The 16,010-nt window shown below is 70.6% G+C and carries 15 protein-coding genes; 9 read left to right on the plus strand and 6 right to left on the minus strand.

Features of this window, described 5'->3' with window-relative positions; all coding sequences use genetic code 11:
- Positions 1–116: 116 nt before the first annotated feature.
- The 5 genes from G537_RS0100680 to argH are packed head-to-tail and all read right to left on the minus strand — an operon-like array spanning position 117 to position 6,430.
- The gene (locus G537_RS0100680; RefSeq protein WP_211230253.1) at positions 117–1,085 is read right to left on the minus strand and encodes a threonine ammonia-lyase; all 969 of its coding nucleotides are present in this window, start codon (positions 1,083–1,085) and stop codon (positions 117–119) included.
- A 50-nt stretch (positions 1,086–1,135) separates the two neighbouring features.
- Positions 1,136–3,628 carry a TIGR02302 family protein gene (locus G537_RS0100685; RefSeq protein ID WP_051247596.1) on the minus strand — a complete coding sequence of 831 codons (2,493 nt, stop codon included), beginning with the start codon at positions 3,626–3,628 and terminating at the stop codon, positions 1,136–1,138.
- Positions 3,629–3,651: 23 nt separating this feature from the next.
- Entirely contained in the window at positions 3,652–4,914 is a 1,263-nt protein-coding gene (gene lysA, locus G537_RS0100690) for a diaminopimelate decarboxylase (RefSeq protein ID WP_026868480.1), read from the minus strand.
- Positions 4,911–5,039, minus strand: a complete 129-nt coding sequence (locus tag G537_RS45335; protein ID WP_281171420.1) for a hypothetical protein — start codon at positions 5,037–5,039, stop codon at positions 4,911–4,913. Before G537_RS45335 ends, lysA begins: the two co-directional genes overlap by 4 nt.
- The gene (gene argH / locus G537_RS0100700) at positions 5,036–6,430 is read right to left on the minus strand and encodes an argininosuccinate lyase (RefSeq protein ID WP_026868481.1); all 1,395 of its coding nucleotides are present in this window, start codon (positions 6,428–6,430) and stop codon (positions 5,036–5,038) included. Before argH ends, G537_RS45335 begins: the two co-directional genes overlap by 4 nt.
- Positions 6,431–6,489: 59 nt before the next feature.
- Between argH and G537_RS35745 the strand changes: the two genes are divergently transcribed.
- The 9 genes from G537_RS35745 to zapE all read left to right on the plus strand — a co-directional run bounded on the left by G537_RS35745 (position 6,490) and on the right by zapE (position 15,406).
- On the plus strand, positions 6,490–7,077 hold the full coding sequence (locus G537_RS35745; protein ID WP_051247598.1) for a TlpA family protein disulfide reductase: 588 nt from the start codon (positions 6,490–6,492) through the stop codon (positions 7,075–7,077).
- 327 nt (positions 7,078–7,404) lie between these two features.
- The gene (locus G537_RS0100715; protein WP_026868482.1) at positions 7,405–8,292 is read left to right on the plus strand and encodes an HpcH/HpaI aldolase/citrate lyase family protein; all 888 of its coding nucleotides are present in this window, start codon (positions 7,405–7,407) and stop codon (positions 8,290–8,292) included.
- A gap of 150 nt (positions 8,293–8,442) precedes the next feature.
- The gene (gene sdhC / locus G537_RS0100720) at positions 8,443–8,850 is read left to right on the plus strand and encodes a succinate dehydrogenase, cytochrome b556 subunit (RefSeq protein ID WP_051247600.1); all 408 of its coding nucleotides are present in this window, start codon (positions 8,443–8,445) and stop codon (positions 8,848–8,850) included.
- A complete protein-coding gene (gene sdhD / locus G537_RS0100725; RefSeq protein WP_026868484.1) occupies positions 8,850–9,245 on the plus strand; it encodes a succinate dehydrogenase, hydrophobic membrane anchor protein in 396 nt (131 codons plus the stop codon). Before sdhC ends, sdhD begins: the two co-directional genes overlap by 1 nt.
- Before the next feature lie 4 nt (positions 9,246–9,249).
- Positions 9,250–11,040: a succinate dehydrogenase flavoprotein subunit gene (sdhA, locus tag G537_RS0100730; RefSeq protein ID WP_026868485.1), complete on the plus strand. Its 1,791-nt coding sequence runs from the start codon at positions 9,250–9,252 to the stop codon at positions 11,038–11,040.
- Between the two features lie 7 nt (positions 11,041–11,047).
- A complete protein-coding gene (locus G537_RS0100735; protein WP_026868486.1) occupies positions 11,048–11,830 on the plus strand; it encodes a succinate dehydrogenase iron-sulfur subunit in 783 nt (260 codons plus the stop codon).
- Between the two features lie 151 nt (positions 11,831–11,981).
- Entirely contained in the window at positions 11,982–13,394 is a 1,413-nt protein-coding gene (locus G537_RS0100740; protein ID WP_026868487.1) for a homospermidine synthase, read from the plus strand.
- The gene (locus tag G537_RS41775) at positions 13,391–14,164 is read left to right on the plus strand and encodes a GNAT family N-acetyltransferase (RefSeq protein ID WP_051247602.1); all 774 of its coding nucleotides are present in this window, start codon (positions 13,391–13,393) and stop codon (positions 14,162–14,164) included. Before G537_RS0100740 ends, G537_RS41775 begins: the two co-directional genes overlap by 4 nt.
- Before the next feature lie 75 nt (positions 14,165–14,239).
- Complete coding sequence (gene zapE / locus G537_RS0100750; RefSeq protein ID WP_026868488.1) at positions 14,240–15,406, plus strand: cell division protein ZapE; 1,167 nt, start codon at positions 14,240–14,242, stop codon at positions 15,404–15,406.
- 4 nt (positions 15,407–15,410) lie between these two features.
- On the opposite strand, the gene mntR is transcribed toward zapE, so the two are convergent.
- Positions 15,411–15,845 carry a manganese-binding transcriptional regulator MntR gene (mntR, locus tag G537_RS0100755; protein WP_026868489.1) on the minus strand — a complete coding sequence of 145 codons (435 nt, stop codon included), beginning with the start codon at positions 15,843–15,845 and terminating at the stop codon, positions 15,411–15,413.
- Positions 15,846–16,010: the final 165 nt, after the last annotated feature.

Raw genomic sequence — 16,010 nt, forward strand, 5'->3', positions numbered from 1 at the left:
CGGGATCGGACCGAGGCAGATCGATGGTTACGCCGCAGATTCTGTCGGAGATCTTTCCGAAAGATTAAACCGCGTTAAAGGACGGAACACCTATCGAACAGAGGCATTCTGTCCGCTCAGGCTAGGCCGAAGCGCGCCCGCCAGCGCTCGATATCGGCGATGGAGACGTTGCCGCCGCACAGGATCAGCGCCGGCCGGGCATCGCGCGGCAGCCGGTCCTTCAGCCTCAGCGCCGCGGCCAGGGTGCAGCCGGCGGCAGGCTCCGTCACCACCTTCGCCTGCTCGGCCAGGATCTGCACGCCGCGCACCGCCTCGGCGTCCGGCACCACCAGCACCTCCTCCACCGCGTCGCGTACGATCGCGAAGGTGCGCTCGGAGACCGAGGGCGCGCCGAGCGTGGTGGAGATCGAGGTGACGGCCGGCAGGCGCACCGGATGCCCGGCGGCGAACGCCTGGCTCATCGCGTCGGCGCCCTCGGTCTCGACACCCCAGATCCGGATCTCCGGCCGCAGCGCCTTCACCGCGGTGATCACGCCGGAAATCATGCCGCCGCCGCCGATCGAGGCGATGATGTCGGTGACCTCCGGCGCGTCCTCCAGCAGCTCCAGCCCCATCGTGCCCTGGCCGGAGATCACCCGCGGGTCGTCGAAGGGGTGGATCAGGGTGCGGCCGGACGCGGCCTGGCGCTCGGCTTCGGCGAAGGCGGCGGCGATGTCGGAGACCAGCACCACCTCGGCCCCCTCGGCGCGGGTGCCGGCGACGTAGTTCTCCGGCGTCGCATTCGGCATGATCAGCGTGGCCTTCAGCCCCAGCACCCGGGCGGCATAGGCGACGCCGAGCGCGTGGTTGCCGCCGGAGACCGCGACCACCCCGGCCACCCGCTCCGCCTCGCCCAGGCTGAGCATGGCGTTGAAGGCGCCCCGCGCCTTGAACGACCCGCCATGCTGCAGCAGCTCCAGCTTCGTCACCACCGGCAGGCCGAGCAGGCTGCGCAGCAGCTCCCGCGGCACGGTCGGGGTGCGCAGCACGTAAGGGGCGATGCGGGCGCGCGCCGCGCGGATCGTCTCGAGCGTGATCGCGGTCACGGGGGTGGTCCTCGCGTCCTGACGGGATCCGGGCAGGCGCCGGGCTGCGCTCAGAACTGGCGCAGCAGCCTTTCGATATAATCCCGTTCCGGCACCGGGCGCGAGCGGTCGTTCAGGCGCTGGCGCAGCTCGTCGAGGATGGCGCGGGCGCGTTCGGTGTCGAACTTGGTCGGCAGGCCGACATCACCGTCGGTGGTGCCGCCGTTGTTGGTCAGCGGCCGGCCCAGCGGATCCTGGTTCTCGAACATCTGCCCGTTCTGGGCCCGGCCGACCATGCCCGGCTGGCCGGCCATGTTCTCCATCATCTGCTGCGCCAGCCCCTGCAGCCCCTGCTGCAGCTGGTCCAGCGCCTCGGTCTGCGACGGCACGGCGCCGCCGGGATCGCCCTGGGCCAGGGCTTCGCCCGCCTGCTTCATCGACCGTTCGGCCCGGCCGAGCGGCATCGGGATGTCGCCGCTCATGTCGCCGAGCTCGCGCATCAGCTCGCCCAGCGCCCGGCGCAGCGCTTCCTGGGTCTGGGCGTTCTGCTCCGGCGTGCCCTGCGGCTGCTGCGAGGGGTCGCCCTGCTCGCCGCCCTCCTGGGCCTGCTGCTGGCGATAGGTCTGGTCGAGCAGCTGGCGCTGCGCATTGGTCAGATTCTGCAGGTCCTTCAGCAGATTCATGGCGCGCTGCTGGGCCTGGGCCTGCTGCTGGCTCATCATGCCCATGCGCATGTTTTCCATCATGTTCTGCATCTGGGACAGCAGCTGCCGCGCCTGGTCCTTGGCCCCGGATTCCGAGAGCTGCTGCATCCGGTCGATCATGTCCTGCAGCTGCTGCCGGTCCATGACCTGCGCATCGGGCGGGATCGGCGTCTCGGTCAGCTCGCCGCGCTGCATCCTCTCCCGCATCTGCTCGGCCATCGCCTGCAGGTAGCGGTCCATCGCCCGGCGCAGCTCGTCGGTCAGCTGGCGGATCTCCTCGTCGCTGGCGTTTCGCTCCAGCGCGTCGGCCAGGCGCTGCTGCGCCTCGCGCAGCGACCGCTCGGCCAGCGACATGTCGCCGTCCTCGATCCGGAGCGCGGTGTCCCACAGGAGGTCGCGCAGCGGCGCGACATGCGGCTTCGGATCCTGGGCGAAAAACAGCCGCCGGGCGGCGGTGCGCAGCGCCAGGAACACCACCCGGTCGTCATAGTAGCGGTCCGGCCGCTGCGACAGCATGTCCAGCGTCTCGGCCACGCTCTCGGCCTGGTCCGGCTGCAGCGTCAGGATCCGCCGCTGTTCGATGATGGCGCGGGCGACCGGGTGGTGGAACTCCCGCTCCGGCAGCGTCACCCGCTCCGGCGCCGTCCTGGTGGTCTGCCCCGCGGCGTCGGTCGCGGTCAGCACGATGTCGGCCGCCTGCCCGGCCCAGGCATGCGGCGTCAGGTCCTGGTAGGAGCTGGTCTTGACCTCGCGCGGCCAGCGCCCGGGCACCGACAGCGGGATGGTGATCGGCGTCGGGTCCAGCACCGCGGGCGCGGCCGGGGCCAGGGTGACGGTCGCGGTCAGCGTGGCGATGCCGTAGTCGTCGGTCGCGGTGGCGTCGAGCCGCAGCGCTTGGCGCTCGGTCGGCTTCGGCTTGTCGGTGAAGGCGACGGCGGGTGGCGCGTCGGGCAGCACCCTGACCGGCCAGTCGCCCAGCACCGTGCCGTCCTGGCTGACGGTCAGCCGGTCGCCGCCGGTCACCTTGCCCTGAAGCTCGTAGTTGCCGCCTTCGATCAATTTGAACTCGGTCTCGCTGCCGGCGAGGCTGAGGGTGGGGACGGCATCGCCGCCGGCGACCCGGCCGACCAGGGCACTACCGATCGGAATCTCGACCGGCCCAGGGGCCGGCTGGGCGGCGCCGGGATTGGCCATCTGCCCCGCGGTCAGATAGATCGGCGGGCGCCCGGTGTAGGATGGCGGCGTGACGAAGAGGTCGAGCCGCGGCGCCGTGGCCGCGGAGGCGCCGAGCAGCCCGGGCGATAGCGCCCGACCGATCCGCCCGCGCCAGTCGTCGCCGGCGGCGACGACGGCCAGGATCAGCCCGATCACCACCAGGCCGCGCAGGGCGAAGCGATCCGCCTCGGCATTGCGCGGCCGCGGCAGGCTGGGGCGCAGCAGGCGCAGCTGGGCCGCGCGCTGGGCCTGGTGCCGCTGCCACAGGGCGCGGCTGAGCGCGTCGGTGGTGCCGGTGGCCTGGGTGTCGCGCAGCCCGGTCAGCGGCCGGTGGGCGATGCCGCTGTCGCGCTCCAGCCGCCGCCGCGCGGCGAAGCCGTCCGGCAGCCGCAGCCGCCACAGCGGCCGGCTGACGACGACGAGCGCCGCCGCGAAGGCGACCAGGATCAGGGCATGCAGCCAGCCCGGCAGGTCGGGCAGCAGGTCGAAGCCGGCGAGGATGAGGAAGGTGCCGAGCACGGTGGCGACCGGCCAGGTGGCACGCCAGACCGCCTCCCAGGCCGCAGCGGTCCAGGCCAGCGCGATCTTGCCGCGCGGCTCGGCCGGTTCGGCGGGCCGGGGGGCATCGGTCGGGCTGCGGGCCACCTCTCCTCCTTCCTGTGCCTCCGTCAGTCCAGCCAGGGCGGCAGACTCTCCCCGGCAACCATCTCTTCAAATGTGGGCCGTTTTCTGACGATAGCAAATCGATCTTTGTCGACCAGCACCTCCGGCACCAGCGGCCGGGTGTTGTAGGTCGAGGCCATCACCGCGCCATAGGCCCCGGCACCGGTGAAGGCGACCAGGTCACCGGCGGCCAGGGGCGGCAGGGACCGCGCCCTGGCGAAGGTGTCGCTGCTCTCGCACACCGGCCCGACCACGTCGTATTCGGCCTCGGCCGCGCCTTCCGCCGGCTGCCGCAGCGGCACGATGCCGTGCCAGGCGTCGTACATCGCCGGGCGCACGAGGTCGTTCATCGCCGCATCCAGGATCACGAAGTTCCGCGTCCGGCCGGGCTTGATGAAGATCACCCGCGACAATAGGACGCCGGCATCGCCGCAGATCGACCGGCCCGGCTCGACCATCAGCCGGCAGCCGAGATCGCCCACCGTCTCGCGCACGATCAAGGCGTAGTCGGCCAGGGCCGGCGCCGGATCGCCCTTGTAGGAGATGCCGATGCCGCCGCCGAGATCGACCCGTTCGACCGCATGGCCGGCGGCACGCAGGTCGCGCACCAGCTCGGCCAGGCGGCGATAGGCGTCGCGATAGGGCGACAGGTCGAGCAGCTGGCTGCCGATATGGGCGGCGATGCCGACCGGGCGGATCCCCGGAAGCGCCCGCGCCCGCTCATAGGCCAAGGGCGCGTCCTCGAGCTCGATGCCGAACTTGTCGCCCTTGCGGCCCGTCGAGATCTTGGTGTGGGTCTTGGCGTCGACGTCGGGGTTGACCCGGAAGGCGACGACCGCGTCGCGCCGCAGCCGGACCGCCACCTGGGACAGCAGCTCCAGCTCCTGCAGTGACTCGACGTTGATCTGATGGATGCCGGCCAGGAGCGCCGCCTCCAGATCCTCCACCGTCTTGCCGACGCCGGAGAAGACGATGCGGTCGGCCGGGCAGCCGGCGGCCAGCGCCCGCTTCATCTCGCCGGTCGAGACCACGTCGATCCCGGCGCCCTGGCGCACCAGCGTGCGCAGCACCGCGAGGTTGGAGTTGGCCTTGGCGGCGAAGCAGACCGAGATCGGCAGCCCGGCCAGGGCGTCGACATAGGCGCGGTAGTTCGCGACCAGCGCCGCGGTCGAATAGACATAAGCCGGCGTGCCGACCTCCGCGGCCACGGCGGCGAGGTCGACGTCCTCGGCGAACAGGGCGCCGTGGCGGTAGGCGAAGGCGGTCATGAGCTCGGGTAGGCCCGCGGATAGGCGGAGGTCTTGGGGTCGGGCGGGCTGACCGAGGCCGCCTTCTTGCCGCAGGCGACGAGGCCGAAGGCGAGGGTCGCGGCGAGGAGGATGCGGAGAATCACAGGAAACGCTCCTTTGCGGCTTGGACGGCCTCGCGCACCCGGTCGGGGGCGGTGCCGCCGTAGCTCTGGCGGCTGGCGACCGACGCCTCGGCCGTCAGCACGGCGTAGACGGCATCGGTGATGCCGGCATGGACCGCCTGCATCTCGGCCAGCGGCAGGTCGGACAGGCGGCAGCCCTTGTCCTCCGCCAGCTTGACCAGGCGGCCGGTAATGTGATGCGCCTCGCGGAACGGCACGCCGAGCGTGCGCACCAGCCAGTCGGCGAGGTCGGTCGCGGTCGGGAAGCCGGCCTCGGTCGCCCGGCGCATCGCCTCGGCGTCGACCGTCCAGCTCTCGACCATGCCGGTCATGGCGGCGAGGCACAGCATCAGCGTGTCGTCGGCGTCGAAGACCGGCTCCTTATCCTCCTGCATGTCCTTCTGATAGGTCAGAGGCAGGCCCTTCATCATCGTCAGCAGGGCGCCGAGGCTGCCGAACACCCGGCCGGCCTTGCCGCGCACCAGCTCCGCCGCATCCGGGTTGCGCTTCTGCGGCATGATCGAGGAGCCGGTGGAGAAGCTGTCGGACAGGCGGATGAAGCGGAACTGCGGCGTCGACCACAGCACGATCTCCTCGGCCAGCCGCGACAGGTGCATGGCGCAGATGCCGGCGGCGGCGAGATAGTCGAGCGCGAAGTCGCGGTCGGAGACGCTGTCGAGCGAATTGGCGGTCGGCCGGTCGAAGCCCAGCGCCTCGGCGGTCCTGTGCCGGTCGATCGGGAAGGGCGTGCCGGCCAATGCCGCGGCGCCGAGCGGGCATTCATTGGCCCGGGCGCGGGCATCGGCGACGCGGCTGCGGTCGCGGCCCAGCATCTCGACATAGGCCAGGAGGTGGTGGCCGAAGGTGACCGGCTGCGCCACCTGCAGATGGGTGAAGCCGGGCAGGATGGTGTCGACATGCCGCTCGGCCTGGGCGATCAGCGCCGCCTGCAGCGCCTTGAGGCCCTGCTCCAGCCGGTCGAAGGCGTCGCGCACCCACAGGCGGAAATCGGTCGCCACCTGGTCGTTGCGGCTGCGCGCCGTATGCAGGCGCCCGGCGGCCGGCCCGATGATCTCGGCCAGCCGCGCCTCGACATTCATGTGGATGTCTTCGAGCGACGTCTTGAACTCGAACTTGCCCTCGGCGATCTCGCGCTCGACCTGGTCGAGGCCGTGGGTGATGGCCTCGGCGTCCTCGGCCGAGACGATGCCCTGGGCCGCCAGCATTGCGACATGAGCGCGCGATCCGGCGATGTCCTGCGCCCAGAGCTTGCGGTCGAAGCCGATCGAGGCGTTGATCCGCTCCATGATCGCGGCCGGGCCGGCGGCGAAGCGGCCGCCCCACATGGTGTTGGCGCCCCCAGGCTGAACCATTTGGTTCGGTGCGGCGCCGGTGGCAGGCTGGGTCGGATCTGACATGGGGTGCGGACCGGATGAGGAAGAGGGCAAGGATCGCCGCCGGCGTGGCCGGCCTGGTGGCGCTGCTGGCGGCGGGCGCGGCCTGGTGGACGCTGCGGACCCCGGAGGGCCGGCCGCCCTTGGGCGGCACCGTCGCCAGCTTCGTCCTGGCCGACCGGCCGGAGCCGGCACCGGAGATTACCTTCTCCGACGCCGCGGGCAACACCCTTCGTCTCGCCGATTTCCGCGGCAAGGTGGTGCTGGTCAATCTGTGGGCGACCTGGTGCGCCCCCTGCGTCAAGGAGATGCCGGCGCTGGACCGGCTGCAGGCGAAGCTGGGCGGCGCCGACTTCGCCGTGCTGGCGCTGTCGATCGACCGCGAGGGGCTGGCCAAGGTGCAGCCCTTCTTCGCCGCGAACAGGATCACGGCGCTGGCCGCCTATCTCGACCCCGGCGGCCGGTCGCCGGCCGCCTTCGGCGCCCGCGGCCTGCCGACGACGCTGCTGATCGACCGCGACGGCACGGTGGTCGGCCGCCAGGAGGGCGCCGCCGAGTGGGACGACGACAGCGCGGTCGACCTGCTGCGCTTCTATCTCGATCGCGGGAAGGCCGGGTCGGCGTAGGGCTGCGGCTCAGATGGGCATCGAGCCCATGTAAAAGCCGATCAGCACGAGAACGCCGTAAACCCAGATGATGGTGCGGAGCAACATGGTCCTGTCCTCGGGCTCTAGGCCCAGGGACATGTCTACGCCGTCTTCCGTGAATTGAATGTGATGGCGGTCACGGGTGCGATTTCACGCTGCACCGTTCCCGCAAACGGCCCCGTTTTTGGCCCCTTTTTTGTTGTCGTGCCCGGGCTTGACCCGGGCATCCAGAGAGCGTCGAAACCTTCTGGATTGCCGGGTCAAGCCCGGCAATGACAAATAGGGGTCGAGACCACGAGGCCGCCCATGACCATCCGCCCCCGCCGCTCGCTGCTCTACGTCCCCGGCTCGAACCCGCGCGCGCTGGACAAGGCGCGGATATTGGACGCGGACGGGCTGATCCTGGACCTGGAGGATGCGGTCGCGCCCGACGCCAAGATCGAGGCACGGGACCGGGTGGTCGCGGCCGTGCGGGCCGGCGGCTGGGGGCCGCGCGAGGTGCTGATCCGCGCCAACGCCGCCGACACGCCCTGGGGCGCGGACGACCTGGCCGCCATCGCCGGCAGCGGCGCCGACGGCGTCGTCCTGTCCAAGGTCGAGCGGCCCGAGACGGTGCACGCCGCCGAGGCGGCCCTGAAGGCTGCCGGCGCGCCCGGCACCCTGGCGCTGTGGTGCATGATCGAGACGCCGCTCGGCGTGCTCAACGCCGCCTCCATTGCGGGATCCTCACCCCGTCTCGCGGGGCTGATCCTCGGCACCTCGGATCTGGCCAAGGATCTGCGGGCGGCGCACGAACCCGGGCGGCAACCGCTGCTGACCGCGCTGGGCCTCTGCCTCCTGGCCGGCCGCGCCCACGGCCTTGCCGTGATCGACGGGGTGCATCTCGACCTCGAGGACGAGGCCGGCTTCGCCGAGTCGTGCCGCCAGGGCGCGGCGCTGGGCTTTGACGGCAAGTCCCTGATCCACCCAAAGACCATCGCCGCCGCCAACGCCGCCTTCGCCCCCAGCCCGGAGACGGTGGAGACCGCGCTGCGCGTGATCGCCGCCCATGCCGCGGCCATGGCCGCCGGCCGGGGCGTCACCGTCGTCGACGGCCGGCTGGTCGAGGCGCTGCACGTCAGCGAGGCGGAACGGGTGGTGGCGCTGCACCGTGCCATCGCCGAACGCAGCGGTGCGGAGCGGCCACCCGCCTAGTTGCGAATGGCTCTCATCTGCTTGAAATAATTGGCCTGTTCGTTGACTTGCTGCAGTGCGGCGCGTAAGTCACTCACGACCCTTTCAGGCTCGTTCGCGACAGGCCGCGCCCGCGCCTGATGCCCATTTGCGCATCGGAGTAAATTCCGCATGTCCGCCTCCGAGGCAGTTCCTCAGAAACGGCCGAGGCCGCTCTCGCCCCATCTGCAGATCTATCGCCCGCAGATCAGCAGCGCGCTGTCGATCTTCCACCGCGGCACCGGCATCGCCCTCACCATCGGCACCCTGCTGCTGGCCTGGTGGGTGATCGCCGCGGCCGTCGGGCCCGAGGCCTTCGCGGCGGCGCAGTGGTTCCTCGGCTCCTGGCTCGGCCTCCTGATGCTGTTCGGCTGGACAGTGGCGCTGTTCTATCATCTCTGCGCCGGCATCCGGCACCTGGCCTGGGATGCCGGCTGGGGCTACGACCTGCCGACCATGCACAAGACCGGCTACGCCGTGCTGATCGCCACCGCGGTGCTGACCGTGCTGGCCTGGATCATCGGCCTGGTGGTGTGGTGATGACGACCAAGAACACCTCGCTCCGCACTCCGCTGGCGCATGCCCGCGGCCTCGGCTCCGCCAAGTCCGGCTTCGCGCATTGGCGCGGCCTGCGCATGACCGCCCTGGCGCTGATCCCGCTGACCATCTGGTTCGTGATCGCGGTGATCGCCCATCTCGGGTCGCCGCTGCCGGAGCTGCGCGCCTGGCTGGCCCATCCGGTCAACGCCGCCCTGTTCATCCTGTTCGTCGTCCTCGGCCTGCATCACGGCGCCAACGGCATGACCGAGGTCTATGAGGACTACATCCACGGCCACTACACCAAGCTGATCGCCGATCTGGCGACCAAGGGCCTGGCCCTGTTCCTGGGGGCGGCGATGACCGTCTCCGTCCTCAAGATCGCCATCCTGGGGTAACCCCATGCCAGCCTCTTATACGTTCATCGATCACTACTACGACGTCGTCGTGGTGGGCGGCGGCGGCGCGGGCCTGCGCGCCACCTTCGGCATGGCCGAGAAGCGGCTGAAGACCGCCTGCATCACCAAGGTCTTCCCGACCCGCAGCCATACCGTCGCGGCCCAGGGCGGCGTCTCCGCCGCGCTGGGCAACATGGGGCCGGACGACTGGCGCTGGCACATGTACGACACCGTCAAGGGCTCCGACTGGCTCGGCGACCAGGACGCGATCGAGTACATGTGCCGCGAGGCGATCCCGGCGATCATCGAGCTCGAGCATTACGGCATGCCCTTCAGCCGCACAGCCGAGGGCAAGATCTACCAGCGCGCCTTCGGCGGCATGACCACCGAATACGGCAAGGGCCGCGCCTACCGCACCTGCGCCGCGGCCGACCGCACCGGCCACGCCATGCTGCACACCCTGTACCAACAGGCGCTGAAGCACGAGGCGGAGTTCTTCGTCGAGTACTTCGCCATCGACCTGATCATGGACGAGGAAGGCGCCTGCCGCGGCGTCGTCGCCTGGAACCTGGACGACGGCACGATCCACCGCTTCTTCGGCCATCAGACGGTGCTGGCGACCGGCGGCTACGGCCGCGCCTACTTCTCCTGCACCTCGGCCCACACCTGCACCGGCGACGGCGGCGGCATGGTGGCGCGCGCCGGCCTGCCGCTGCAGGATATGGAGTTCGTGCAGTTCCACCCGACCGGCATCTACGGCGCCGGCTGCCTGATCACCGAAGGCGTGCGCGGCGAGGGCGGGTACCTGACCAACAGCGAAGGCGAGCGCTTCATGGAGCGCTATGCCCCCTCGGCCAAGGACCTGGCCTCGCGCGACGTGGTCAGCCGGTCGATGACGATCGAGATCCGCGAGGGCCGCGGCGTCGGCCCGAACAAGGATCACATCCATCTGCATGTCGAGCATCTCGACGCCGACATCATCCACCAGCGCCTGCCCGGCATCGCCGAAAGCGCCAAGATCTTCGCCGGCGTCGACGTGACCAAGGAGCCGATCCCGGTCCTGCCGACGGTGCACTACAACATGGGCGGCGTGCCGACCAACGTGCATTGCGAGGTGGTCAACCCGACCGCGGACGACCCGAACCGCGTGGTGCCTGGGCTGATGGCGATCGGCGAGGCGGCCTGCGTCTCGGTGCACGGCGCCAACCGGCTGGGCTCGAACTCGCTGCTCGACCTCGTGGTCTTCGGCCGCGCCGCCGCGATCCGCTGCGCCGAGATCATCAAGCCCGGCCAGCCGCACAAGCCCGCGCCGGCCGATGCCGGCCAGTTCGCGCTCGACCGGCTCGACCGGCTGCGCCACGCCAAGCAGGAGATCCGCACCGCCGACCTGCGGCTGGAGATGCAGCGCACGATGCAGAACGACGCCGCCGTCTTCCGCACCGGCAAGACGCTGGCCGAGGGCTGCGAGAAGATGGACGTCACCTGGGACAAGCAGAAGGGCCTGGGCGTCGCCGACAAGTCGCTGATCTGGAACTCGGACCTGGTGGAGACGCTGGAGCTCGAGAATCTGATGATCAACGCCGTGACCACGATCCGGTCGGCGGTCAACCGCGAGGAGAGCCGCGGCGCTCATGCCCGCGAGGACTTCACCGAGCGCGACGACGTCAACTGGATGAAGCACAGCGTCATCTGGATCGACGAGGCCGGCAAGACCCGCATCGACTACCGTCCGGTCCATCTCCAGCCGATGACCAACGAAGTCCAGAGCTTCCCGCCGAAGGCGCGGGTGTACTGAGGACGACATGGCCGAATTCACCCTGCCCCGCAATTCCAAGGTCCAGCCCGGCAAGACCGTTCGCGTCACGGGCGAGGTCAAGAAGCCGCGGACCTTCAAGATCTATCGCTGGGATCCCGACACCGGCGAGAACCCGCGTCTCGACACCTATGAGATCGACCTCGCGCGCTGCGGGCCGATGGTCCTGGACGCGCTGATCCACATCAAGAACGACATCGACTCGACCCTGACCTTCCGGCGCTCCTGCCGCGAGGGCATCTGCGGGTCCTGCGCGATGAACATCGACGGCACCAACACGCTGGCCTGCCTCAAGCCGATCGAGGAGGTGCAGGGCGAGGTGAAGATCTACCCGCTGCCGCACATGCCGGTGGTGAAGGACCTGGTGCCGGAGCTGACCCACATCTACGCGCAATACGCGTCGATCAAGCCCTGGCTGCAGGCCGAGAGCCCGCCGCCGCCCGACCGCGAGCGCCGGCAGAGCCCGGAGGAGCGCGAGAAGCTGGACGGCCTCTACGAGTGCATCCTGTGCTTCTGCTGCACCACGAGCTGCCCGAGCTACTGGTGGAACGGCGACAAGTATCTGGGGCCGGCGGTGCTGCTGCAGGCCTATCGCTGGATCGCCGACAGCCGGGACGAGATGACCGGCGAGCGGCTGGACGCGCTGGAGGACCCGTTCCGCCTCTACCGCTGCCACACCATCATGAACTGCACCAAGACCTGCCCGAAGGGGCTGAACCCGGCCAAGGCGATCGGCGAGATCAAGAAGCTGATGCTGGAGCGCGCCGGCTGACCGGCCGGCCCGCTCGGCCCCGCCGAAAACCGTCACAAAAAAGCGCTGGTGACCCCGGCGCTTTTTTCATATCAACCGCGCAGCCTGACGAAGGCTTGCCCACCTCACGGAGCGATCCTGCACGCAACACACTCGAGGAGTGTCCCTGTAAATGGCAAAACCCGCGCGCACACCCTTTGCCGGCCGCATTCTCATGGTCGGCTTCGGCTCCATCGGCCAGGGCGTGCTGCCGCTGCTGCTGCGGCACCTGACCCTGACCTCCGACCGCGTCACCATCGTGACGGCGGAGACGAGAGGCCAGAAGGAGGCGGAGCTCTACGGCGTCCGCTTCATCCTGGAACCGGTGACCCGCAGCAACTTCCGGACACTGCTCGAACCGCTGCTCGGCCCGGGCGACGCCCTGGTCAACCTCTCGGTCGACGTCTCCTCGGTCGAACTGATCAAGCTGGCGCGGGAGCGCGGGGCGCTCTACCTCGACACCTGCATCGAGCCCTGGCTCGGCGGCTACACCGATCCGAATCTCGGCCCGGCCGACCGCTCCAACTACGCGCTGCGCGAGGCGGCGCTGGCGCTCGGCCGCAGCCCCGGCGCGCCGACCGCGGTGCTGACCCACGGCGCCAATCCCGGCCTGGTCTCGCATTTCGTCAAGCGCGCGCTGCTGGACATCGCCGCCGCGACCGGCTTCGAGCCGCCGGTACCGGCCGACCGCGCCGGCTGGGCCGGCCTGGCGAAGACGCTGGGGGTCAAGGTCATCCACATCGCCGAGCGCGACACCCAGGTGGCCCGCTTCCCGAAGAAGCCGGGCGAGTTCGTCAACACCTGGTCGATCGACGGCTTCGTCGGCGAGGGCTGCCAGCCGGCCGAGCTGGGCTGGGGCAGCCATGAGCGGCACTTCCCGGCCGACGGCAACCGGCACGTCGCGGGCTCGCAGGCGGCGATCTGGCTGGCCCGCCCCGGCGCCGCGACCCGGGTGCGGACCTGGACGCCGCTGGCCGGGCCGATCCACGGCTTCCTGATCACCCACAACGAGGCGATCTCGCTGGCCGACTACCTGACCGTCGGCTCGGGCGCCCAGCCGGAGTACCGGCCGACCGTGCACTACGCCTACCACCCGTCCGACGACGCGGTGCTGTCGGTGCACGAATTCGCCGGCCGCAACTATGAGCTGCAGCCGAACAAGCGGCTGATGATGGACGAGATCACCGAGGGCATGGACGAGCTGGGCGTGCTGCTGGCCGGCCATGCCAAGGGCGCCTATTGGTACGGCTCGCGCCTGACCATCGGCGAGGCGCGCGAGCTGGCGCCGCACAACAACGCCACCAGCCTGCAGGTGACCTCGGCGGTGCTGGCCGGCCTGGTCTGGGCGATCGAGAACCCGGATCGCGGCCTGATCGAGCCCGAGGACATGGACCACGAGCGGGTGCTGGCGGTGGCCGCCCCCTATCTCGGCGAGCTGGCCGGCGCCTTCACCGACTGGACCCCGCTCGAGGGCCGCGGGAAGCTGTTCCCCGAGGACATCGACCCCGAGGACCCCTGGCAGTTCAAGAACATCCGGGTGGTGTGACCGCCTTCCGGCCCGTGGCCGACCTGCCCCGCGACGAGCGGGCGCGGGTCGGCGCGCTGGTGGCCGGGCATCCGGTCTTCGCGCTCTACTGGGACGCGGCGCTCGACGCCGCGGCCGCGGGCGACCGCAGCCGGGCGGTGCGGCTGGAGCCTGAGGGCGTCATCCTGGGCATCGATTTCGACGGGCTGTCGATCTACACCCCGGTCGGCGCCGTCGGCGACGACGCCCTCCTGTCCCTGATATCCGATCCGCGGCCGCTGGAGCTGCATCTGACGCCCGAGCAGGCGGACCGCCTGCGCCCCGCCTGCCGCGACAGGCTGGCGCTGGAGGACGGGCTGCGCTTCTACGCCCGGCCGCTCGCCGACGTTTCGGAGCCCGATCCCGCCTGCCGGCGGATGGGACCGGCGGATCTCGAGCCGCTGCGCCGATTCTACGCCGCGCATTATCCGGCGACGGTGTTCTCCGCCTGGATGCTGGATCTGCCCTTCGTCGCCATCGTCGAGGAGGGCCGGCCGGTCGCCGCCGGTGGCGCCATCGCCCGCGCCGGCGGCCGGGTGATGATCGGCAACTTCCTGGTCGCCCCCGCCCGCCGCGGCGAAGGGCTGGCCGGGCGGGTCCTGGCCGGCCTGCTGGCGGCGCTGCGGGCAGAGGGCGTGACGACGGCGCTGCTGGCGACCAACGACGCCAATCCGGCCGCCTGCAGGGTCTATGAGCGCGCCGGCTTTGCCCTGATCGAGCGCCGGGTGCAGCTGGATCTGCGCGCGGCCTGACGCGCCGCTGCGGCAGGCCAGGGATGCGCCGCCCGGTCTGGCGTTTCGCCGGGGCTTGGGTTAAGCACGCTCGCCATGCCTGATGTTGCAGCGCAAGACGACGAGCCGCTTGCCCGCTATCGCCGCCGGATCGCCGAGGGCGTGCTGCGGCCCGACCCCGCCCAGGCCGCGGCGGTCGAGAAGCTGCAGCGGCTGCACCGGCAGCTCCGCAGCTATACGCCGCCCGATCCCGAGGCCAACGGCAACAGCCTGCTCTCCCGTCTCGGCTTCGGCCGGAAGAAGCAGCCGGCGATCGACCCGCCGCGCGGCCTCTACTTCTGGGGCGGCGTCGGGCGCGGCAAGTCGATGCTGATGGACCTGTTCTTCGACACCACGCCGGTGCCGAAGAAGCGCCGCGTGCATTTCAACGCCTTCATGCTGGAGGTGCATCAGCGCATCCATGAATGGCGCCAGTCGGGCGCGGCGGCCGAAGGCGAGAACGCCGACCCGATCCCGCCCCTGGCCCGCCGCATCGCCGCCGAGGCGTGGCTGCTGTGCTTCGACGAGTTCCACGTCGTCGACATCGCCGACGCCATGATCCTGGGCCGGCTGTTCCAGGCGCTGTTCGGCCTGGGCGTGATCGTGGTCGCCACTTCGAACTGGGCACCGGACGACCTGTACAGGGACGGGCTGCAGCGCGACCGCTTCCTGCCCTTCATCGCCATGATCAAGAAGAAGCTGGAGGTGGCGGAGCTGGACGGCGGCCGGGACTACCGCCTGGACCGGCTGCGCGGCCGGCCGGTCTACCACTCGCCGCTCGGCGCCATGGCGCACAAGGCGCTGGCCGGGCTGTTCGCCGACCTGACCGACGGCGCCGAGGGCGCGCCCGTCACCTTGTCCGTCCCCGGCAACCGCAAGCTCGAGGTGCCCCGCGCGGCCAAGGGCGTGGCCTGGTGCGACTTCGACGCGCTGTGCGCCCGGCCGCTCGGCGCCGCCGACTACCTCACCCTGGCCGAGGCCTTCCACACCGTGATCATCGATGGCGTGCCGCGCTTCACCGAGGCCAAGCGCCACGAAATGAAGCGCTTCATCGTGCTGATCGACAGCCTGTACGAAGCCCGCCGCCGGGTGGTGATCGCGGCCGAGGTGCCGGTCACCCAGCTCTATGCCGGCGAGAGCCAGGCGCTGGAATTCGCCCGCACCGAGAGCCGGCTGATGGAGATGCAGTCGGCCGAGTATGTCGAGGCGCGGAAGGCGGCTTAGGCCCTCACGCCTTCATCGTGACCAGCCGCTCGAAGGCGGCCAGGGTCTCGGCGCTGACATGGTGCTCGATGCCCTCGGCGTCGATCTCGGCCGCCTCGGCGCTGACCCCGATCGACTTCAGGAACTCGACCACGATGCGGTGGCGCCGACGGCAGGCATCGGCCATCTCCCGCCCGGCATCGGTCAGGAAGATCGAACGGTAGGGCCGGGCGCTCACCAGCCCCTCGCGCTGCAGCCGGGCGATGGTCTTGTTCACCGTGGCGTGGGCCACGCCGAACCGCTCCGCCAGCTCGACGATCCGCGCCTCGCCCTGGCTGTCGATCAGCTCGGCGATCATCTCGACATAGTCTTCCGCCGTCTCGGTCTGCCGGGCCTGGCGCACCCGGCTGAAACCCGCCGCCTGGAGCCCGGTGTCGGTGGGGCGATCCTGTTCGGTCATCTCGTCTGTCCTTCGGAGCCGAAACCCCTCCGGCTCCATTGCTGAATCGGGACCGCGGTGCTGCGGTCGTGGTGCTGCGGTCCCGGGGGCCGGCGCGGTTGCGGCGCATCATAGCGGCGGAACTGAAAATGACAAGGTGATGACGCTTGCCAAGAATTTAGCCAT

Origin of the sequence: Inquilinus limosus DSM 16000, assembly GCF_000423185.1 — a bacterium.
Classification (GTDB): Bacteria; Pseudomonadota; Alphaproteobacteria; order DSM-16000; family Inquilinaceae; genus Inquilinus; species Inquilinus limosus.